The sequence below is a fragment of the Nocardiopsis suaedae genome, assembly GCF_027706745.1.
Classification (GTDB): Bacteria; Actinomycetota; Actinomycetes; order Streptosporangiales; family Streptosporangiaceae; genus Nocardiopsis_A; species Nocardiopsis_A suaedae.
Genome location: NZ_JAQFWP010000045.1, coordinates 38,982 through 57,841, shown reverse-complemented (window position 1 = coordinate 57,841; position 18,860 = coordinate 38,982). Strand labels below are relative to the sequence as shown.

The 18,860-nt window shown below is 74.5% G+C and carries 17 protein-coding genes and 1 tRNA gene; 7 read left to right on the top strand and 11 right to left on the bottom strand.

The annotated features are described in order from the left end of the window. Positions 1–612: 612 nt before the first annotated feature. The 3 genes from O4U47_RS21225 to cysS form a co-directional block, all read right to left on the bottom strand. A tRNA-Thr gene (locus tag O4U47_RS21225) sits at positions 613–685 on the bottom strand. 53 nt (positions 686–738) lie between these two features. Continuing rightward, the gene (gene rlmB / locus O4U47_RS21220; protein WP_270679670.1) at positions 739–1,710 is read right to left on the bottom strand and encodes a 23S rRNA (guanosine(2251)-2'-O)-methyltransferase RlmB; all 972 of its coding nucleotides are present in this window, start codon (positions 1,708–1,710) and stop codon (positions 739–741) included. Between the two features lie 126 nt (positions 1,711–1,836). Beyond that, a complete protein-coding gene (gene cysS / locus O4U47_RS21215; protein ID WP_270679669.1) occupies positions 1,837–3,240 on the bottom strand; it encodes a cysteine--tRNA ligase in 1,404 nt (467 codons plus the stop codon). A 159-nt stretch (positions 3,241–3,399) separates the two neighbouring features. Here cysS and O4U47_RS21210 point away from each other — a divergent pair, with 159 nt between their 5' ends. Continuing rightward, the gene (locus O4U47_RS21210; protein ID WP_270679668.1) at positions 3,400–4,911 is read left to right on the top strand and encodes a DUF2637 domain-containing protein; all 1,512 of its coding nucleotides are present in this window, start codon (positions 3,400–3,402) and stop codon (positions 4,909–4,911) included. 148 nt (positions 4,912–5,059) lie between these two features. On the opposite strand, the gene ispF is transcribed toward O4U47_RS21210, so the two are convergent. The 3 genes from ispF to phoU form a co-directional block, all read right to left on the bottom strand. Next, on the bottom strand, positions 5,060–5,542 hold the full coding sequence (gene ispF / locus O4U47_RS21205; RefSeq protein WP_270679667.1) for a 2-C-methyl-D-erythritol 2,4-cyclodiphosphate synthase: 483 nt from the start codon (positions 5,540–5,542) through the stop codon (positions 5,060–5,062). Between the two features lie 28 nt (positions 5,543–5,570). Beyond that, a complete protein-coding gene (locus tag O4U47_RS21200) occupies positions 5,571–6,053 on the bottom strand; it encodes a CarD family transcriptional regulator (protein ID WP_270679666.1) in 483 nt (160 codons plus the stop codon). A gap of 428 nt (positions 6,054–6,481) precedes the next feature. Continuing rightward, on the bottom strand, positions 6,482–7,144 hold the full coding sequence (phoU, locus tag O4U47_RS21195) for a phosphate signaling complex protein PhoU (protein WP_270679665.1): 663 nt from the start codon (positions 7,142–7,144) through the stop codon (positions 6,482–6,484). A gap of 123 nt (positions 7,145–7,267) precedes the next feature. Here phoU and O4U47_RS21190 point away from each other — a divergent pair, with 123 nt between their 5' ends. Further along, positions 7,268–8,425, top strand: a complete 1,158-nt coding sequence (locus O4U47_RS21190; protein WP_270679664.1) for a sensor histidine kinase — start codon at positions 7,268–7,270, stop codon at positions 8,423–8,425. Positions 8,426–8,466: 41 nt separating this feature from the next. Continuing rightward, entirely contained in the window at positions 8,467–9,156 is a 690-nt protein-coding gene (locus tag O4U47_RS21185) for a response regulator transcription factor (protein WP_270679663.1), read from the top strand. A gap of 74 nt (positions 9,157–9,230) precedes the next feature. On the opposite strand, the gene dtd is transcribed toward O4U47_RS21185, so the two are convergent. Then, the gene (dtd, locus tag O4U47_RS21180) at positions 9,231–9,656 is read right to left on the bottom strand and encodes a D-aminoacyl-tRNA deacylase (protein WP_270679662.1); all 426 of its coding nucleotides are present in this window, start codon (positions 9,654–9,656) and stop codon (positions 9,231–9,233) included. 23 nt (positions 9,657–9,679) lie between these two features. Further along, entirely contained in the window at positions 9,680–11,479 is a 1,800-nt protein-coding gene (locus O4U47_RS21175; RefSeq protein ID WP_270679661.1) for a DUF2207 domain-containing protein, read from the bottom strand. 143 nt (positions 11,480–11,622) lie between these two features. On the opposite strand from O4U47_RS21175, the gene O4U47_RS21170 reads away from it, so the two are divergent. The 3 genes from O4U47_RS21170 (at position 11,623) to O4U47_RS21160 (ending at position 15,983) form a co-directional block, all read left to right on the top strand. Further along, positions 11,623–12,573 carry a neutral zinc metallopeptidase gene (locus O4U47_RS21170; protein ID WP_270679660.1) on the top strand — a complete coding sequence of 317 codons (951 nt, stop codon included), beginning with the start codon at positions 11,623–11,625 and terminating at the stop codon, positions 12,571–12,573. A gap of 11 nt (positions 12,574–12,584) precedes the next feature. Beyond that, complete coding sequence (locus tag O4U47_RS21165) at positions 12,585–13,493, top strand: neutral zinc metallopeptidase (protein ID WP_270679659.1); 909 nt, start codon at positions 12,585–12,587, stop codon at positions 13,491–13,493. An 81-nt stretch (positions 13,494–13,574) separates the two neighbouring features. Beyond that, on the top strand, positions 13,575–15,983 hold the full coding sequence (locus tag O4U47_RS21160) for a hypothetical protein (protein ID WP_270679658.1): 2,409 nt from the start codon (positions 13,575–13,577) through the stop codon (positions 15,981–15,983). Here the strand turns inward: O4U47_RS21160 and O4U47_RS21155 are convergent. The 3 genes from O4U47_RS21155 to O4U47_RS21145 form a co-directional block, all read right to left on the bottom strand. Continuing rightward, entirely contained in the window at positions 15,885–16,190 is a 306-nt protein-coding gene (locus O4U47_RS21155) for a DUF2516 family protein (protein WP_270679657.1), read from the bottom strand. The genes O4U47_RS21160 and O4U47_RS21155 overlap by 99 nt on opposite strands. A 91-nt stretch (positions 16,191–16,281) precedes the next feature. Next, on the bottom strand, positions 16,282–17,220 hold the full coding sequence (locus O4U47_RS21150; RefSeq protein WP_270679656.1) for a M56 family metallopeptidase: 939 nt from the start codon (positions 17,218–17,220) through the stop codon (positions 16,282–16,284). Between the two features lie 4 nt (positions 17,221–17,224). Next, the gene (locus O4U47_RS21145; protein ID WP_270679655.1) at positions 17,225–17,587 is read right to left on the bottom strand and encodes a BlaI/MecI/CopY family transcriptional regulator; all 363 of its coding nucleotides are present in this window, start codon (positions 17,585–17,587) and stop codon (positions 17,225–17,227) included. A 198-nt stretch (positions 17,588–17,785) separates the two neighbouring features. Here O4U47_RS21145 and O4U47_RS21140 point away from each other — a divergent pair, with 198 nt between their 5' ends. After that, positions 17,786–18,775, top strand: a complete 990-nt coding sequence (locus O4U47_RS21140; RefSeq protein WP_270679654.1) for an alpha/beta hydrolase — start codon at positions 17,786–17,788, stop codon at positions 18,773–18,775. The last annotated feature ends 85 nt before the right edge of the window (positions 18,776–18,860 follow it).

Genomic DNA, 18,860 nt, shown 5'->3' with positions numbered 1-18,860 from the left:
GCAGGCCCGGGGAACCACCCCGTCCGCGCCGTCGCCGCCCTCTTCCTCGCACCCCGGCGGCCCGCCGCCCGGCCGGGGCCCGTCAGCGGGGAACCAGCTCCGCCGTCGCCGCCGACCCCGGTGACCACGCACACACCCGGCGGCCGACAACGCACCAGGTAGGGCCGCCGCCCTCCCTCGTCGCCGCCCTCCACCTCGCACCCCGGCGACCCGCCGCCCGGCCAGGGCCCGTCAGCGGGGAACCAGCCGAGCCGCCGCCCACCCGCACCGCGAGGAGCCCGCCTCCCGGCAGGCACGCCCCGGACAACCGCCCCGCTCACACGTCACCGCTTCGCGGTGCATCGTGACCGCGGCGACCGTCGCGACCGCGGTCACCGCGGTCACCGCGGTCACCGCGGTCACCGTGCGGTCCGCGAGGCCGCGAGGCGGCCGCGAGCCCGGAGTTCACGGTGTCCCAGGGTGGACGAGTCGATAAAAGGAGAGGGGCCCCGTCGTCTCGACGCGGGGCCCCTGCGGACTCTCTGAGACGGCATGGGCGATACCTCTGGCAGCGCTCCAGTCAACGGATTCCGTCTGCGACCAGAGCGTCTTCCCCAGGTCGACCATGCCAAGAGCCGGCGAGGGGAATCGAACCCCTGACCTATCGCTTACAAGGCGATTGCTCTGCCGATTGAGCTACGCCGGCCGGTGAGCGGCGGCCGTGCCGCCGACACCCAGTCGAATGGTACCGGTTCGCGCCTACTGCACGGGCGTCCTGCGGCGGGCCACCTCGTAGAGGGCCACCCCGGCCGCCACCGACGCGTTCAGCGACTCCGCGCCCGTGATCGGGATTCCCGCGACCGTGTCGCAGGCCTCCCGCACCAGGCGGGACAGGCCCTTGCCCTCGGAGCCCACCACGACCACCAGCGGGTCCTCCGCCAGGGTGATCGCGTCCAGGCGGGTGTCGCCCCCGGCGTCCAGGCCCACCACGAACAGGCCCTCGCGCTTGTAGGCCTCCAGCGCCCGGGTCAGGTTCACCGCCTGTGCCACCGGCAGCTTCGCCAGCGTGCCCGCCGATGTCTTCCACGCCGCCATCGTCACACCGGCCGCCCTGCGCTCCTGCACGAGCAGCCCGTGCGCGCCGAACGCCGCCGCCGAGCGTGCGATCGCGCCCAGGTTGTGCGGGTCGGTCACCCCGTCCAGCGCCACGATCAGCGGGGCCTGCCCCGCCGCTCGGGCCCCTTCCGTCAGGTCCTCGGGCGCCGCGTACCGGTACGGGCGCACCTGCAGCGCGATCCCCTGGTGGGCCGCCCCGGGAAGCCCGTTGCTCTCACAGCGCCGGTCCAGCTCGCCCCGGGTGACCTCGTGGATCTCCAGGCTGCGGTCCCCTGCCAGACGGCTCGCCTCGTTCACCCGGGCGTCCGGGTCCAGGCTGTTGGCGATGAACAGGCGCACCGCGGGCATCCCCGCCCGCAGTGCCTCGACCACCGGGTTGCGGCCGATGAGCAGCTCGCCCCCGGGCGCCTGGCGCGGCGCATCGCCCGCGTCCGGGCGCCCGCCCTGGGCCGCGTGCACCCCGCCGGAGGGCGCCCCCTTGGCACCGCGGGGCTTCTTGCCCGAGTACCAGTGCCGCTCCTCCTTGGGCAGGGTCGTCTTCTTGCCCTCCAGCGAGCGCCGGTTCTTGCCGCCGCTGCCCTTGGTGGGGCCCTTCTTGTTCTTCTTCGCCGGCATGGTGGACCGTCTCCCCTGCTCGATTCCGGGTGTGCTCGCGCGCGGCCGCTCCGGGGCGCGGACCCCCGCCGACCTGTCCGACCTGTGATGATAGGCGCTCCGGGCGGGTGCCCCGCCCGGGTGCGGTCAGCCGCGGCGCAGCTCCCAGCGCGGCCCCTGCGGGGTGTCCTCCACCGCGACGCCCGCTTCGGCGAGCCGGTCCCGGATGGCGTCGGCCGCGGCGTAGTCCTTGCGCTGCCGCGCCGCCTGCCGCTGCTCCAGCGCCACCGACACCAGGGCGTCCACGACGTCGCGCAGCCCCTGCCCGTCGCCGGCGGCCCACTGCCCCGAGGCCGGGTCCAGGCCCAGCACGCCGAGCATCGCGCGCAGCTCGGCGGCCAGCTCGGCCGCGCGCTCCTTGCGCCCCTCGCCCAGGGCGCCGTTGCCCTCCCGCACGTGCCCGTGGACGACCGCGAGCGCCTGGGCGGTGCCCAGGTCGTCGTCGAGCGCCGAGGCGAAGGCGTCGGGGACGCGCGCGGCGGGCTCCACCGGGCCGACCAGCTCGGCGGCCCGGGTGAGGAACCCCTCCACCCGCTGGTAGGCGGCGGCCGCCTCGCCCAGGGCCTCCTCAGAGTAGTCCAGCACCGAGCGGTAGTGCGCCTGCGCCAGGTAGTAGCGCAGTTCCACCGGGCGGACGCGGCGCACCATCTCGCTGATCAGCAGCGAGTTGCCCAGCGACTTGGACATCTTCTCGCCGCCGGTGATGAGCAGCCCGTTGTGCATCCAGTAGCGGGCGAAGCCGTCGCCCGCCGCCCGGGACTGGGCCAGCTCGTTCTCATGGTGCGGGAAGACCAGGTCCAGCCCGCCGCCGTGCACGTCGAACGCGGACCCCAGGTACTTGGTGGACATCGCCGAGCACTCCAGGTGCCACCCGGGGCGCCCGCTCCCCCACGGCGTCTCCCAGCTCGGCTCGCCCGGCTTGGCGCCCTTCCACAGGGCGAAGTCGCGCGGGTCGCGCTTGGCCGACTCCGAGTCGGTGTCCCCGGCGCCGAGCATGTGGTCGACGCGCTGGCCCGACAGGGCCCCGTACTCGGGGTAGGACATCACGTCGAAGTAGACGTCGCCGGAGCCGTCCTCGGCCGCGTAGGCGTGGCCGCGGTCGATCAGGCGCCGCATCAGCGCGATCATCTCCGGCACGTGGCCGGTGGCGCGCGGCTCGACCGTCGGGGGCAGGCAGCCCAGCGCATCGTAGGCGGCGGTGAAGGCCCGCTGGTTGCGGTCGCTGACGGCCCACCACTGAACGCCCTGGTCGGCGGCGACGCGCAGGATCTTGTCGTCGATGTCGGTGACGTTGCGGCACAGCGTCACGCTGTACCCCCGGTAGGACATCCACCGGCGGAGGACGTCGAAGTTGACCCCCGAGCGGATGTGCCCGATGTGCGGAGGCGCCTGCACCGTGGCACCACACAGGTACAGCGAGGCACACCCCTCGTGCAGCGGGGTGAATTCGCGGACCTGCCGGGCTCGGGTGTCATAGAAGCGCAGACTCACGGTCCCAAGGGTAGCCGCTCTCCCCCTCCGCGCGGGGCCCCTGGCAGCATCCTGCCGCCCCCCGCGAAGGACGCCCATTTCCCGACGCGCCGGGCCTTCCGGCCACTTTCGGGCGGATCCTCGTGTTCGCCGCCGCCGCTGGGCTAGTCTCTGCCCACGATGGCCGTGAAATCCTCCTCTTCCCCTGCCTCTCCGGCGCGGAGGCGCCCCGGGGCCCGTCCCGCCACCGGCGGGCCGCAGGGCCCGCGCGGCCCGCGCACCGCCGCCGTGCTGCTGACCGCCGCGGGCGTGCTGCTGATCGCCGCCTGCGCCGTCGTCCTCTCCTACAGCGGCATCTACCAGCTCGCCCTGCAGGGCAACGTGCCCGCGGACCGGGCGCACCTGTACCCGGGCGTGTTCACCCTGCTCCTTCTGCTGGCGTTCTGGGCGAGCTTCCTGCTGCGGGCCGCGCCGCGCCCCCAGCGGCTCCAGGTCGACGGCCTGATCCTGCTGCTCATCACGGCCGCGGCCGGGGCGAGCGCGCTGTCGGCGAGCGAGCAGCGGCCCTCGGACGCGCTGGCGGTGGTGCTGGCCGCGGTGGCGCCGTGGCTGGCCCTGCTGGTGGCGTTCGTGCTGTTCATCCGGGTCTGGCGGTACCTGAACGGCGAGCTGCCCGACCGCCGGGCCCGGCGTCGGCCGCACCCGGCCGCCGCCGACGAGCGGGAGGGGCCCCGCGACGGGGACGGCGAGGAGCCGCCGGCCGGAGCCCTCTCGGCCTCCGCGTCCGCCGACGGCCCAGAGGACGCCGGGGCCGCCGGGGCCGCCGGGGAAGAGCCGGAGGAGGAGAAGCCCCCGGCGCCGACCCTGCTGTGGCCGCGCGCGGGATCGCGCAGGACCGCCTCGGCCGAGTCCGCCCCCCTGGCGTCGAACGACGAGGACACCGACCCCGTCTCGCCGGTGCGCGTGCTCCGCACCTCCGACCTGCCCGACCGTGCGGATGACGGAGGCGACGGAGAGGGCGGGGAGGAAGAGGAGCCGGGGGCCGAGGATGCGCCAGGCCCAGAGGACGCCGACCCCGCAGAGGAACCGGCCGCCCTCCGCGAGGTGCCCGCGCCCGATGCCGAGGACGATGCCGTCGGGGACGATGCTCTCGAGGACGGAAAGGACAAGGACGGGGAAGGCGGAGACGAGGCCGCCCCCTCCTCCGCGCCGTCGGCCATCACCTCGCCGACCGTCCCCCTGCGCCCCCTGTCCGACGACCGGGACGCCGATGGGGCCGAAGCGGCCGGGGAGGACCGTCCGGAGCTCCCCCGGCGCGACCCCGAGAGCGGCAACCCGATCAAGCGCGCCGCCGAGGAGGCGCCGTCCATCGATGGGCCGACCGCGCCCGCGCCGCTCCCCGGCGGCGGCCGCTCCGCGGAGACCTCCGGCGACGACGACGGCTTCATGGACAGCCTCCCCGCCGACGACCCCACCAGCGACGAGGCGGACGGCGGCGAGGCGTTCCCCCCTCCGGACGCCGACACCCGCGTGTACGGCACGCCGCCGGGGGCCGAGCCGATGCCCAAGCGCCCGATGGTGCTCAAGCCCCGGCGCGCCCCGATGGCGGAGTTCCCCGCCCCTGCCGAGGAGCCCCCGGCGAGCCGGGTCCGCAGTGGCCCCACCCCGCCGGACGCCCCCGAGGACTCCTGACGACCGTCCGAAATACGGGCGGAGCCCCCGCCCGTATCCCGGCGTGCGCCGTCACACAGCGGAAAGGCCCCTGCTCCCCCGGGGGGGGGAGCAGGGGCCAGCAGACGGAACCGCGGGACGCCGGGGCCCGGTGGGGCCCAGTCCTCCGTCAGTCCTCCGGCGGCAGGCACAGGGCGGTGGCCACCGCGGCGATGCCCTCGCCCCGGCCGGTCAACCCCAGGCCGTCGGTGGTGGTGGCCGACACCGACACCGGCGCCCCGGCGGCCTCGGAGAGCGCCTTCTCGGCCTCGGCCCGGCGCGGCGCGAACTTCGGCCGGTTCCCCACCACCTGGACCGCCACGTTGCCGATCTCGAACCCGGCGGCGCGCACCCGCGCCGCCGCCTCGGCGAGCAGCGCGGTCCCCGAGGCCCCCTTCCAGCGCTCGTCGGCCGTGCCGAACTGCGCCCCCAGGTCGCCCAGGCCGCACGCGGAGAACAGCGCGTCACAGGCCGCGTGCGCGGCGACGTCGCCGTCGGAATGGCCGCTGACGCCCGTCTCACCGGGCCATTCCAGGCCGGCCAGGAACAGAATTCTTCCGGACATGAAAGGGTGGACGTCGGTTCCGACGCCCACCCTCGGGATTCTCACCATTGACGCGTGTCGTTCCCTGTGACCCGTTTCAGTTCGTGAGGACTTCGTCGAGAAGGGCCTCGGCCTTGTCCTCGTTGGTCTTTTCCGCGAGGGCGAGTTCGCTCACCAGAATCTGCCGCGCCTTGGCGAGCATCCGCTTCTCTCCCGCGGACAGGCCGCGCTCCTTGTCGCGCCGCCACAGGTCCCGGACGACCTCCGCGACCTTGTTCACGTCACCGGAGGCGAGCTTCTCCACGTTCGCCTTGTACCGGCGGGACCAGTTGGTGGGCTCCTCGGTGTGCGGGGCGCGCAGCACCTCGAAGACCCGGTCCAGACCGTCCTGGCCCACCACGTCGCGAACGCCGACCTCTTCGGCGTTCTCGGCGGGCACGCGTACCGTTAGATCACCCTTGTCGACCCGGAGAACGAGGTAGGTCCTTTCCTCGCCCTTAATGGTCCTGGTCTCGATCGCCTCAATACGAGCAGCCCCATGGTGGGGATAGACAACGGTGTCGCCGACCTTGAAAGCCATGTGACAAGTACCCCTTCCGCTACCACAAGGGTACCACGAATCCGTGACTTAACGTACCTATTCCGTTTACGTCAACGCAGGTCAGCGCCGGATTTTAGGTCTTGACAAAGCCCCCGGCCGGTGCTCGCGGCACCCCCGTGCGCCCCTGCCCACACGGGTTCCGGCCGGTCGGAGGCCCGGGTCCGGGCACGCTCGGTCACGTCTTGCGACGGGTTGCGGACCGCCTTTGGACCCCCTTGCGGTCCGCCGCCGCACCCCGTCCCAACGAGAGGGAACGCCCTGCGTACACGTTCAACGCGGGATCACGTCCGATCGAAGCCCGATTCGAGAGTGACATACGCCACTTTTTTGCTGAAGCACAGGTGCCCCGCGCTCCGTCCCCCTTCGCCCACGCCCCCGCGCGCCCTTCCGCCGGGGCCGACGCGCCGTCAGGCCTCCGGCTCGAAGTCCTTGGGCTTCTCCCCCGTGACCATGTAGACCAGGTTGTCGGCGACGTGCACCGCATGGTCGCCGAACCGCTCGTAGAACCGGCCCGCCAGGGTGACGTCCATGGTCGACTCCACGCCGTGCTTCCATTCCGGCGACAGGATCCGGCGCAGCAGCTTGCGGCGCAGCTTGTCCATCCGGTCGTCGTCGCTGTCCAGCTCCAGGGCGCTCTCCACGTCGCGGTTCTCCACGACCTCGCCCGCCTTGATCACCAGCAGCTCGGCCTGGTGCCCCATCTCCAGGACGATGGAGCGCAGTTCGGAGGGGATGGCCGAGTCGGGGTGGCGGCGCCGGGCGATCTTGGCGATGTGCACCGCGTGGTCGCCCATCCGCTCCAGGTCTCCGGACATGTGCAGTGCGGTGATGATGGTCCGCAGGTCGGTGGCCACGGGCTGCTGTCGTGCCATCAGGTCGAACACGCTCGCCTCGATCTCCTCATCGAGGCGGTTCAGTTCCTCGTCCCCGGAGATCACCTCCTGGGCCGCGGTCAGATCGGCGTCCAGGAGGGCAGTGGTCGCACGGGCGATGGCATGCCGGGCGAGCCTCGTCATCTCGACGAGGCGTCCGCCGAGGGCGTCCAGCTCCTCGTGGTAAGTGTCGCGCATGGTCTCAATCGTCCCAGCCGTTAGTTGAAGCTCACCGTAAGCATCGGTGAATAATGACGAAACCTCGGTTGTAACACATGGTCAGACGGGTAAAGCGGCGGTCTGTCCGTTTACGATCGAAGTGTGCAAGGCGAACTCGTGACCGCGATCGCGGCCCTCGTCGGGCTCGCGGTCGGGCTCGGCGCCGGCCTGGCGATCCCGCTCGGCCGGGGCCGCACTCCCCCGTCCTCCGATCCCCCGCAACCCACCGACCTCCCTCCGGGGATCGCCGAGGTGCTGGCCGCGCTGCCCTCCTCGGCGGTGGTGCTCGACCCGGCCGACCGGGTGCTGCGGGCCAGCTCGGCCGCGCGCGCCTACGGCATCGTCCGCGGCGACGAGCTGGTCATCGGCGACCTGCTCGCGCTCGCCCGGCACGTGCGCCGGGACGGGGTGATCCGGGAGACCGAGATCGAGGTCGCGGTCCGCAAGTTCGGACCCGACTCCACCTCCTTCGCCGTGCGCGTCGCACCGCTCGGCGGTACCGGCCTGGTGCTGGTGCTGGCCGAGGACCAGACCGAGCGGCTCCGGGTCGAGGCGGTCCGCCGCGACTTCGTCGCCAACATCAGCCACGAGCTCAAGACCCCCGTGGGCGCGCTCTCCCTGCTGGCCGAGACCATCTCCGACGCCAGCGACGACCCGGAGGCGGTGCGCCGCTTCACCGGCCGCATGCAGCAGGAGGCCGGCCGCCTCACCCACGTCATACAGGACCTGATCACCCTCTCCCGCATCCAGGGCGCCGAGCCGATGGCCGACCCCGACGAGGTGGAGGTCGGCTCGGTGATCGAGGAGGCGCTGGACACGGTGCGCACCGCCGCCGACGCCAAGCGGATCGAGCTGGCCTCCGGCGACTCCGGCGGCCTGACCGTCATGGGGGACGAGGGGCTGCTCGCCACCGCCCTGCGCAACCTGGTCTCCAATGCCGTGGCCTACAGCCCCAAGCAGACCCGCATCTCGGTCACCGTCGAGGAGACCGAGAGCGCCGTCGAGATCAGCGTCGCCGACCAGGGCATCGGCATCCCCCCGCAGGACCTGGAGCGCATCTTCGAGCGCTTCTACCGGGTGGACGCGGCCCGCAGCAGGGAGACCGGGGGGACCGGACTGGGCCTGGCCATCGTCAAGCACATCATGACCCACCACCGCGGTGAAGTGACCGTGTGGAGCAAGGAGGGTTCGGGGTCGACGTTCACACTGCGGCTTCCCCGGACCGAGGACGCGGACCGGTCCCCGGCGCACGCCGGATGACCCTGACCGCATCGACCCAACGCGATTGGGAGGCAGCGAAAGTGACGCGTGTACTCGTCGTTGAGGACGAGGAATCCTACAGCGATGCCCTGTCGTACATGCTGCGCAAGGAGGGGTTCGAGGTCGCCGTAGCGGAGACCGGGACCGTGGCGCTGGAGCAGTTCGACCGCAGCGGCGCCGACCTCGTGCTCCTCGACCTCATGCTGCCCGGGCTCCCCGGCACCGAGGTGTGCCGGACCCTGCGCCAGAAGTCCAACGTCCCGGTGATCATGCTGACCGCCAAGGACAGCGAGATCGACAAGGTCGTCGGCCTGGAGCTGGGCGCCGACGACTACGTCACCAAGCCCTTCTCCTCCCGGGAGCTGGTGGCCCGGATCCGCGCGGTGCTGCGCCGCCAGGGCGAGGAGGAGCCGGTCGAACTCGCCGCCCTGGAGGCCGGTCCGGTCCGGATGGACGTGGAGCGGCACGTGGTGACGGTGCGCGGGGAGAACGTGCAGCTGCCGCTCAAGGAGTTCGAGCTGCTGGAGGTGCTGCTGCGCAACGCCGGGCGGGTGCTGACCCGGATGCAGCTCATCGACCGGGTCTGGGGCGCCGACTACGTCGGCGACACCAAGACCCTGGACGTGCACGTCAAGCGGCTGCGCGCGAAGATCGAGACCGACCCGGGCGCTCCCGGCCACATCGTCACCGTGCGCGGCCTGGGCTACAAGTTCGAGCCGGACGCCGGGTAGGGACTCCCCTCCGCCCTGCCCGCCCGGACGCCGGGCGCGCCGGGGCCCACCCGAGCGGTGGGCCCCCGGCGCGCTCACACCTCGACGAGCACCGTGAACGGGCCGTCGTTGGTCAGCCCCACCCGCATGTGCGCGCCGAAGGCGCCGGTCTCCACGTGCGCGCCCAGGTCGCGCAGCTCTTTGGCGACCGCGTCGACCAGCGGCTCGGCGACCGGGCCGGGCGCCGCCGCCTGCCAGGTGGGCCGCCGCCCCTTGCGCGCGTCGCCGTAGAGGGTGAACTGGCTGACCACCAGCACCGGCGCCCCGGCGTCGGAGCAGGACCGCTCGCCCTCCAGGATGCGCAGGTTCCAGATCTTGCGGGCCATCGCGCGCGCCTGCTCCCCGGTGTCGGTGTGGGTGACCCCGACCAGGGCCAGCAGCCCCTCCCCGGGCACCGACCCCACCGTGTCCCCGCCGACGTCGACGGACGCCCCGTCGACGCGCTGCAGAACCGCGCGCATGCGCGCTCCCTCCCGCTGCTCCCTCAGCCCAGCGCCCGGAAGTGGCGGGCGCTGGAGACGACTCCGGACAGGGTGACCACGAACGCCCGGATGGACTCGGCGAAATCGCCCACGTGCCACTCCTCGGGCCCTTCGTACCACGGCAGGCGCTTGTTGGCGCTCTCCTCGCGCTCCCCCGCGGCCGCCAGCACGCTGGCCCAGCGGTCCACGTTGTCGAAGATCAGCGCGTAGGGCAGGTAGCGGGAGAACAGCTCCACCCGGTGCCCCTCGGGCACGTGCTCGGCCTCGGCGCTCATCAGGAAGGCGCGGAAGCCCATCGCGTGCGCCAGCACGCTGCTGCCCTTGGCGGTCTTGGCCGGCATGTACTGGGCGCCGAGCGTCATCGCGGCCCCGGCGATCACCACGGCCAGCCCGGTGAAGGCGGCGTGGGTGAGGGCCGCGAGCACCACGGTGAGGGCGACCCCGGCGGCGGTGAGCCCGATCCCGGCGGTGGCCCACCGGTTCCGGGTGACGTTGGGGCGGCGCGCGAACCACTTGAGCCGCACCATGTCCCGGTACAGCTCGTCGCGCACGGCGCCCAGGCGGGGGCCGAAGCCGCCCCGGCGCAGGTGGGACAGGCGCACCTTGACCCTGCGCTCGAAGAGGGCGTCCATCAGCATCCGCTCGTAGGGCAGCAGCTCCTCGTCGGCCGGGGGGACCCGCTTGCTGAGCACCCAGTCCACCGAGGCGGGGTGCTCGTGCGGCAGCTCCTCGATGGTGTAGTGGCCGCGCACGGCCAGGTCGACCACGGTGGCGGCGATGTCCACCACGTCGGCCTGCTCGTCGATGAGGGTGCCGATCTGGCCCGGGTGGACCCCGTCGGGCGGGCGGAAGCGGATGCCGCCGGGCAGGCCGGGCACCGGCGCCAGCGGGACGTTGTCGGCCGCGCCGGACTCGGTGCGCAGGGCGCGCTCGTCCTGGCCGCGGATGCGGATGAGCGCCGCCAGGCCGCCCAGCAGGCCCACCAGCAGCACGCCGAAGACCGAGCCGGTGACCGGGGTGACGGCGAAGGCCGAGGTGAGCGACCAGGTGCGGTCGAAGACCGGGGCGGCGGGCGCGGTGCCGGGCGGGTAGGCCACGGCGATGGAGAGCCGCTGCCCGGGCACCATGTTCGCCTGCAGGAAGCGCGCGGTGAGCGCCTCGTGGCCGCCCATGTCGGAGGAGGTGCAGTAGATGGAGCTGCGCTCCCCTCCGGCGGTGCAGGACAGGGCGAGCGGCGGCAGCGGGGCGTCGACCCGCACGTTGGTCTCGGCGACGGGGGCGCTGTACCCGGCGACCGGGGTCCACTCCAGCTCGACGCCGTCGCCGGTGTCCTCCAGGGCGCCGCGCACGGTGTAGGTGAGCACCGCCTTCTCGGCGTCCCCGCGCTCCACGACCAGGTCGAGGGTGTCGCCGTCCTCCTCGGTGCGCACGGGCAGCTCCGCGCCCGAGCCGTCCTCGGCGCGCACGCCCTCCACCGGGTAGACGCGGTCGCGGTCGGCGTCGTACTCCTCGCGTGCGCCCAGGCCGCGGGTGAAGGCCTCGCCCGCCCCGGAGCCGAACACGAGGGTCTCCTCGGCGTGGACGAGGCCCTCGGAGTCGACGCGCAGCCTGATGTCGACGGTGGTGGTGTCGGCGTCGGCGCCTTCGGGCACGGTGTGCGCCTCAGGGGTGTCCGCACCCTCGCGCGGGGCGGGTGCGGGGGCCGCACCGGCCGGTGCGGCCCAGGGCAGCACGGCGAGGGCCGCGGCGCACAGGGCCGCGGCCGCACGGACGCCCCGTCCCGGGGCTGCGGCCTTCGACATCGGGAAGCGAGCTTAGCGGTTCCCCCTCCGGGGCCGGTGCCGGACGAACCTCGGAAACCCGTCATAATCGACGGGGTCGTGACGCGTCGGTGCCCGGGGGCCCGACGCCGCCGGGGTCGGTGGTCCAGGAGGTGAGGCGGCGCATGGCCGCGACGGGGACGCGCTTCGCGCACGCGGGTCGGGCAAGCGCGGCGGGGACGCGCGGGCTGCCCCTCGAACGGCCGCCGCGCCCGCCGATGGGGCCGGCGGTGGGACTCGTGCTGCTCACCGGGCTCGGCGCGGTGGGGCTGGCCGGGTTCCTGACCGTGTCGGAGCTGGCGGCGCCGCCCGGGGCGGCGCAGGCACGGCCGGCGTCGGCGCAGGAGGCCTCCGCCGGGACCGGCTCCGGGACCGGCGGCGCGGCGGGCGACCCGCTGCGCACCACCGGGGAGATGACCGAGGTGGAGTGCCCGGCGCCCGAGGTGGACCCGCAGGACCGGAAGTCCATGGAGGCGTTCCTGCACGAGATCACCGACTGCCTGGACACCGCGTGGAAGGAGCGGTTCGCCGAAGGGGGCATGGACTTCGAGCCGCCCAGCCGGGTGTTCTGGTACGCCTCCGGGCAGAGCCCGTGCGGCAGGTTCCCCGCCGAGGGGACGTCGGCCTTCTACTGCCAGGCCAACAAGGGCCTCTACCTGGGGGTGGAGGACATCGTCGCCGACTCCTGGGACGGCGGCCGCCCGGAGACCTACACCTTCGTGCTGGGCCACGAGTACGGGCACCACGTGCAGGGCGAGTCCGGGATCCTGGCCCGCTTCCACTCCGAGCGGAGCGCCGCCTCCGGCGACGAGCGCGACCGGCTGACCCGCCGCAGCGAGCTGCAGGCCAACTGCCTGGGCGGCACGTTCCTGGGGGCGGTGGAGACGAGCTTCCCGATCGGGGACGCGGAGCGGGAGCATATCCTCGAAGACGCCCGCCGCCGGGGCGACTACGACTCGGCGGACCGCACGCACGGGACCGGCGAGAACGGCGCCCTGTGGACCGAGCACGGGATGGACCGCCGGGACCCCGCCGCGTGCGACACGTGGAGCGCGGACGAGAGCCTGGTCGAGTAGCGAGGAGGACCGTGGCCCAGGGGTACGGCGGCCGGGGGCGCCCCGGCGGGCGCAACGCGCTGTACGCGGCCTTCGCCTCGGCCGCGGTGGCCCTGGCGGTGCTGCTGTGGTCGGCGGCGGGCGGGTCCTCCGCCCCCGGGGGCGCGCCCGGGTCCACCGCCCCCGACGAGGCCGCCGCCCCGGACTCCGGAGGGGTGCCCACGGGCCGGGAGGTCCTGGTGGACAACCCGCTGTACGACACCGGGCGGCTGGCGCCGCTCCCCTGCCCCTCGCCCGACCCCGACGTGGGCGACCCCGCCTCCGTGGAGCGCTTCCTGGACGGGATCGCCGACTGCCTGGACCAGGCCTGGTCCACCCAGTTCGCGAAGGCCGGGCTGGCCTTCGAACCGCCGTCGCGGGTGTTCTGGACCGAGCCGGGCAGCAGCCCGTGCCGGGACTACCCCTCCGATGCGGGCGCCTTCTACTGCCGCACCAGCGCGAGCATCTACATCGGCACCGAGGACGTGGTGCGCAAGTGGAAGGGCGAGACGAACGGGGCGGTCTACGCCTCGCTCCTGGCCCACGAGTACGCGCACCACGTGCAGGGCGAGGCCGGGGCGCTGGAGTACTACCACGAGCGGCGCGCCCGGGAGGAGGGCCGCACGGCGCAGAACGCCTGGACGCGCCGGTCCGAGCTGCAGGCCAACTGCATGGCCGGGGTGTTCCTGGGCGCGGTGGCGGTGTCGTATCCCCTGGAGGAGGAGGACGTCCGGGCGGTGCTGGACGACTCCGAGGCCACCGCCGACCGCCCGGACGGCCCCGAGGACGACCGCACCCACGGCTCGGCGGACAACAGCCGCCGGTGGGTGCAGCGCGGGCTGGACGAGCAGACCCCCGGCGCCTGCAACACCTGGACCGCCGACAACGCCCTGGTGTCCTGAGCCCTCCCTGCGGCCGGGTGCGGCCGGGTGCGGCCGCCCGTCGCCCCCTACGGGCCGTGGCCTGCGTGGGACAATCCGAGCATGCCCGAGGACCGATCCCCCGCCCCCTCCGATCCGCGCATCGTCGAGCTCCGGATCCACGGGGTCAGCGGCGGGCAGGCCGAGGAGCTGCTGGACGTGGAGCCCGCGGTCCGGGTGGGGGGCGACGGGCTCGCCGGGTTCTTCCGCTGGCGGCGCGCCCGCGACACCGAGACCGTGCCCGGGGTGCCCCGGGAGATCTTCGCCTGGGGCAACCTCACCTCCGGACGGGCCTCCCGCGCGCTGTGGCTGCTCCTGCTGCCGTTCATCCTGGCCAACATCGCCTACTGGATGCGCCCGGCCCCGCCCGACGGCAACGCCGAGATCGCCCAGGGCTCCTCGGGCACCGGCCGCGCCGGGGGCTCCGGCCGCTCGCGCCTGCACCGCCTGGCCGACATCGCCTACGGGTCGGCCGCCCGGCTGCTCGCGCTCAGCCTGACGGTGCTGCTGCTGATGGCCGCCGCGGGCATCGGCATGGACCTGGTCGGCTGGCAGTGCCCCGCCTACGGCGAGCGCTGCGCCGAACTGCGGCCGCTGCTGGGCGAGCTGTCGGCCCCCGGCGGGCTGCTGGCCCGCCCCGGGCTGTCCCTGGCCGCAGGAGCGCTCCTGCCGCTGGCCGCCATGGCCCTGCTGTGGCGGCTGTCCCGGCGCACCACCAGCGTGTACGAGGCGGCCGCGCAGGGCACCGCGCCCTCCCCGTCGCCCGACGCGCCGCTGAGCAACCCGCACTTCTGGCGGAACAGCATGGTCATGGGGCGGCTGCGGTCGGTGCACATCGCGGTCGCCGCCGCGGTGGTGGGCCTGCTCGCGGCGGTCCCGCCCGCGCTGCACGACCGCGCCGAGGGGGCGACCGCGACCGGCACCGTGCTGCTCGGGCTGCTCGCCGCCGTCGTCGCCGGGGCGTCGATGATGGCCCTGGTGCCGGGCACCGCCCACACGTGGAACCGCAGCGCCGACCGGATCTGCGCCCGGCTGCGCGACACCGCCCTCGCCCTGGCCGGGGTGTCCCTGGTGTACACCGCCTGGCCGCGGCCGGGGTGGTCCGCCCAGGGGCGGCTGCCCGGCTTCGCCGAAGGCCTCAACGCGCTCTTCGCCGTCCAGTGCGTCCTGGTGGCGGTGCTGTTCGCCGCCGCCGCGGCCATGTACGCGCGCACGCCGCTGAAGCGCGACACCGCGATGCGCGGCCTGGCCGGTCCGGCCGCCGCCGCGGTCGGGCTGCTGCTCGGCGGGGTGTTCTCGGCCGCCGTGGTCTACCAGAGCGCCGGGTTCCTCGGCGGGTGCCACTACCCGGGCGCCGAGGACGCCGGGTGCCTGCCGCTGCAGGCCCCCGCCGCCTTCTCCTGGCTCCAGCTCGCCTTCGCCCTGGAGGCGGTGATCATCGCCGGGGCGGTCCTGTGGTTCCGGCTGCGCATGCACCGGCGCACCCGGGAGGAGGAGTCGCTGGCCGCCGCCGAGTACGGGCGCCGGCGCGGCGTCTTCCGCACGCGCACCATCGCCTGGGCCCGCGCCATGGGGCGGATGACCGAGGCGCTCCCGGTGGCGCTGGGGGCGGTGCTGGTGCCCGGCGCCGCCCTGGTGGCGCTGGTGGCCTTCGCGGCGGGCACCGGGCGCCTGACCGCGGCCCCCGCGGCCCCGGCCCTCCCGGGCCGCGGCGGCGGCCTCCAGGAGGCGGTGGGATTGCTGGTCACGGTGGGCTCGTGGACGGGCGCGCTGATGCTGGTGGCGCTGGTGGCCATCGGCTTCAGCGCCTACCGGCGGCGCCCCGTCCGCCAGGCGGTCGGCGTGCTGTGGGACGTGGGCACGTTCTGGCCCCGTGTGGCGCACCCGCTGGCGCCGCCGTCCTACGCCGAGCGGGCGGTGCCCCAGCTGGTGGCGCGGGTGGCCGCCACGGCCGAGGGCGGGCAGGGCGTCGTGCTCTCCGGCCACTCCCAGGGGTCGGTGCTGGCGGCGGCCACGGTGTGGCAGCTCCCGCCGCACGTGCGCCCCGCGGTGGCCGTGGTGACGCACGGGTCCCCGCTGTACCGCCTGTACACCCGCTACTTCCCCGCCTACTTCGGCCCGGCGGCGCTGGCCGACGCCGCGGCGCGGGTGGCCCGCTGGCGCAACCTGTGGCGGGTCACCGACCCGATCGGCGGGCCGGTGCACACGGCCCCGGCGGGCGGGCGCACCCTGCCCGACGCCGCGCCGCTGCCCGACCCGCGCGAGTACGACATCCCGGCCGGGGAGGCGCTGTACCCGGAGATCCTCGGGCACTCGTTCTACGTGCGGGACCCGGCCTACGCCGCGGCCGTGCAGGACGCGGCCGCGCTGCTGCTACCAGGGACCGTAGGGCCCGTTCCCGCCGCCGCGCGAGATGCCGCGCACGGCGGGGCGGACGTCGAGGATGAAGATCAGGGCGGCGACCAGGGATAGGAAGGTCAGGAAGCCGCCGGTGCCCAGCGCCGCGAGCAGCGACAGCCCGGTGCCCACGCCCAGGATCGCCACCCAGATCGTCTTGGTCTGCTTGTCCATGGCCGTGTAGGCCTCCGCGGGCGTGCGCAGGGCCTCGATCAGGGCGTACAGCGTCGTCACGAAGATGGCGATGTAGATGACCTGGTACAGGTAGCCCATCAGCACCATTGGTGTCCCCGCCCGTCTTGGTCGCGTCCTGCTCGTCTCAGGGTAAACGCCGGGGCCGCCGCGATCGTGCCCGGCGCGGCCGCGGGGAGCGTCACATGGGCAGGTGCCACAGGGACACCGTGGTGGCCATCAGCAGCGCGGCCGAGCCGAGCACGGCGGCGCTCTGCGCGCGGCTGAGCCCCCGGCCCGGCTGGAGCAGGCGGCGCACCCGGGCGAGCACGTCGGTGTGGTCGGCGGTGGCGGCCAGCGCCCCGGCGGGGGCGGTGGCGCCGCGCTCGCCGAACCGCATCAGCGCGGTGGCCAGCTCGCGGGCGGAGCGCTCGCGGCGGGCCTGGTCGTCGGCGCACATCTCGATCAGCAGCGAGACGGTGCGGTAGTACTCGCGCATCGTCCCCAGCCGGGGGAAGGCGCGCTTGAGCGAGGAGAAGGGCAGCAGCACCAGGTCGTGGCGCTGGCGCAGGTGCGCGTGCTCGTGGGCGATGACCGCGGCCAGCTCCTCGGAGTCGAGCACCTCCAGGGCCCCGGCGCTGATCACCACCTCCGAGCGCAGCACGCCGGGCAGGCAGTAGGCGGCGGCCGCGGGGTGGTCCAGGATGCGCGCGCCGGGCACGCCGGGGTCGTCCCGGCCCACCAGGTGCAGCAGCGCCCGGTGGCGGCGGCGGGTCCGCACGACCTGCACGAACGAGGCCACCAGGCAGCAGAAGAGCAGCAGGGTCAGCCCGAAGGCCAGCAGGATGGCCGCGACCTGGGCCGGACCGAAGGGGCTGGCGGCGGTGGCCGCCAGGGACAGCCCGTGCGCGGCGGCGTCGGCGGCCAGGGCCCCGAGCCCGCCGATGACGCCCCGCCCGTAGGGGGCCAGGCCGAACGCGAGCAGCGCGCCGATGGTGGACACGCCCCAGGCCAGGCCGAGCGCCTGCCAGGCGATGACCGCGACGTAGGGGCCGCGGAAGGGCCACTGGGCCCGCCGGAGTCGTGCCGCGGCTGCGAAGCAGCCGACCGCGATCGCGGAGAGGAGTGCGGCACTGACCATCGGGCTACGTCCTCTGCTCGTCGTTTCCCTCGAGTGCGCGGCGGAGGGCCTCGGCCTCCGCGTCGCTCATCGAGCGCACGAAGGCGGCGAGCGCCGCGTCGCGGTCCCCGGTCTGCCCGAGCGCGTCGAACATCAGCTCCGAGACGTAGTCCTCCCGGCTGGCCGCCGGGCGGTACCGCCACGCGCGGCCCTCCCGGGCGCGGTCCACGACCCCCTTCTTCGCCAGGCGGTCCAGGACCGTCATGACGGTCGTGTGGGCCAGGTCCCGTTCAGCCAGAGCACGCCCCACATCGCGTACCGTCATGGGTTCGCTCCGCTGCCACAGTACCTCCATAACCGCGCGTTCAAGGTCGCCGAGCCGATTCATACGAATGAGTCTACGGCGGGTAGTACTACCCCGCGTGGCACCCCCCGGTCAGGCACGTCTCACCCTGCGGCCCCGGGGATGGCGGACGCCGGCGGGCCGCCGCCCACCGGATCGCCGGTCATCACATGTACCGACATTTCGCCCGCACCTTGCCGCGCCCTGCCCGCGCGCCGCCGTGTGGGCCCTAGGATCGCGGTTGTGTTCAGCTCGCTGTCCCGCAGAGCGACCGCGCTCGCGGCCTCGTCCCTCGTGGTGGCGACCGCCGCCACGCTCGCCGCCGTGCAGGGCGCGCACGGCCCGGTGCCCGCGCAGGACGCCCGCACCGCGGCCGGGGCCGCCGCACCCGCCCCCGCGCCGGAGGGGCCGGCCGTCCATCCGCGCCCCGGGTCGGTGGCGGTCTGCGACGAGCCCGGCACCGACGAGATCGTCCGGGTCCCCGACCCCGCCGCGCCCGAGGGGGGCCGCCCGATCTGGGTGCGCCGCCCTCCCGGCCCCGACAGCGCCGACCTGCCGGTGCTGTACCTTCTGCACGGGTCCACCGGCACCCACACCGACCTCAAGGACGCCGGCATCGGCCCGAAGATGGACGAGCAGATGTGCCGCGCCGGGATCGAGTTCGTCATCGCCGCGCCCTTCGGACAGGAGGTCGGGGGCGCCGACACCGAGTGGGGCGACGCGGTCGACGACGACTACCGGATCGAGACGTTCGTGACGCGCAAGGCGGTCGAGGCCGTCGAGGGCGACCGGCGCCGCCCGCGCGAGCTGCGCGCCATCGGCGGGTTCTCCATGGGCGGCTACGGGGCGGCCGCGCTGCCGCTGCGCCACCCGGACCTGTACTCCCAGGCCGTGAGCTGGGCCGGGTACTTCAAGGTGGACGACCCCAGCGGGACGTTCGGGGACCGGGCCGAGGAGCACGCGCCGGACCGGCTGCTGGACGACCCCGAGGTGCACGACATCCGGTTCATGCTGGTCGAGGGGAGGCAGGACCGCACCCCGCTCCAGGAGGGAAGCATCCACGGCGAGGCCGAGCGCTTCGCCGGGCTCCTCCGGGAGCACGGCATGGCGGTGGAGACCCTGTTCCCCGAGGGCGGGCACACCTACGACACCTGGACGCCCACGTTCCCGCAGGCCGTGGACTTCCTCACAGAGGGCTGGACGGGCCGCGCCGGCACCGCGTCCGGGAACTGACCGCTCCGGCCCCCGCACCGCCCGTCCCCCGACCCCGCGTGCCCGCCCGCCCCTGCGCCCTGTCCATCATGGGAACACCGCACGG

Bases quoted from the DNA above. Each gene is read 5' to 3' on its own strand.
- O4U47_RS21210 (WP_270679668.1), top strand. From the start codon at position 3,400: ATGGCCGTGAAATCCTCCTCTTCCCCTGCCTCTCCGGCGCGGAGGCGC.
- O4U47_RS21150 (WP_270679656.1), bottom strand. From the start codon at position 17,220: ATGGTCAGTGCCGCACTCCTCTCCGCGATCGCGGTCGGCTGCTTCGCA.
- O4U47_RS21155 (WP_270679657.1), bottom strand. From the start codon at position 16,190: ATGGTGCTGATGGGCTACCTGTACCAGGTCATCTACATCGCCATCTTC.
- O4U47_RS21170 (WP_270679660.1), top strand. From the start codon at position 11,623: ATGGCCGCGACGGGGACGCGCTTCGCGCACGCGGGTCGGGCAAGCGCG.
- O4U47_RS21145 (WP_270679655.1), bottom strand. From the start codon at position 17,587: ATGAATCGGCTCGGCGACCTTGAACGCGCGGTTATGGAGGTACTGTGG.
- ispF (WP_270679667.1), bottom strand. From the start codon at position 5,542: ATGGTGAGAATCCCGAGGGTGGGCGTCGGAACCGACGTCCACCCTTTC.
- O4U47_RS21160 (WP_270679658.1), top strand. From the start codon at position 13,575: ATGCCCGAGGACCGATCCCCCGCCCCCTCCGATCCGCGCATCGTCGAG.
- rlmB (WP_270679670.1), bottom strand. From the start codon at position 1,710: ATGCCGGCGAAGAAGAACAAGAAGGGCCCCACCAAGGGCAGCGGCGGC.
- dtd (WP_270679662.1), bottom strand. From the start codon at position 9,656: ATGCGCGCGGTTCTGCAGCGCGTCGACGGGGCGTCCGTCGACGTCGGC.
- O4U47_RS21175 (WP_270679661.1), bottom strand. From the start codon at position 11,479: ATGTCGAAGGCCGCAGCCCCGGGACGGGGCGTCCGTGCGGCCGCGGCC.
- phoU (WP_270679665.1), bottom strand. From the start codon at position 7,144: ATGCGCGACACTTACCACGAGGAGCTGGACGCCCTCGGCGGACGCCTC.
- O4U47_RS21200 (WP_270679666.1), bottom strand. From the start codon at position 6,053: ATGGCTTTCAAGGTCGGCGACACCGTTGTCTATCCCCACCATGGGGCT.